Source organism: Aquibium sp. A9E412 (assembly GCF_030398335.1).
Classification (GTDB): domain Bacteria; phylum Pseudomonadota; class Alphaproteobacteria; order Rhizobiales; family Rhizobiaceae; genus A9E412.
This window is the reverse complement of record NZ_JAOAOP010000152.1, coordinates 1-526: the sequence shown is the minus strand read 5'-3', so window position 1 is coordinate 526 and position 526 is coordinate 1. Positions and strand designations below refer to the sequence as shown.

The window sequence follows — 526 nt, the reverse complement described above, 5'->3', positions numbered from 1 at the left end:
CCGAAGAAGCCGTTGCCGCCCTCGAAGCGGTAACCGATCAGGTGGCGCTGCTGGTAGCCGTAGTACATGCCACCCCAGGAGTGCGAGCCGTAGTTCGACGGGCCGCCGTTCTTGGAGTCGGCCCAGAACGACTCGGAGTAGCCCATCATCAGGCCGCCGAGCTGGATGTAGGCCTGATCGACCGTGGCGTTGCCGTCGGCCGGGGCGCCCCAGGTGGCCTGGTAGCGCAGATAGGCGCGCAGCGTGCCCCACTCGGTCTCCGAGCGCGCGTCGACGTTCAGACGGGCGCGGGTCGAAACCATCCAGCCGTCGCCGGCGGTGCCGTCGTAGTAGCCGACGGTCTCGTTGCCGATGAAGTCATTGCCGCCGATCGCGGTGGCATCGCCATCATAGGTGCCCGCGGCGATCTGGTACCAGACGTAGCCGGAGATGCGCAGGCAGGTCTCGGTGCCCGGGATGTAGAAGAAGCCGGCGCCGTAGACGTCGCAGATGCGCACATATTCCATGGGCTCGGGCTCGGGGATCA

General features: G+C 66.9%; 1 protein-coding gene. It reads right to left on the bottom strand.

Annotated features, from left to right (window positions below; translation table 11 throughout):
* The coding region (locus N1F89_RS20660; protein WP_290086393.1) for a porin at nucleotides 1-526 on the bottom strand (526 nt) is incomplete at both ends.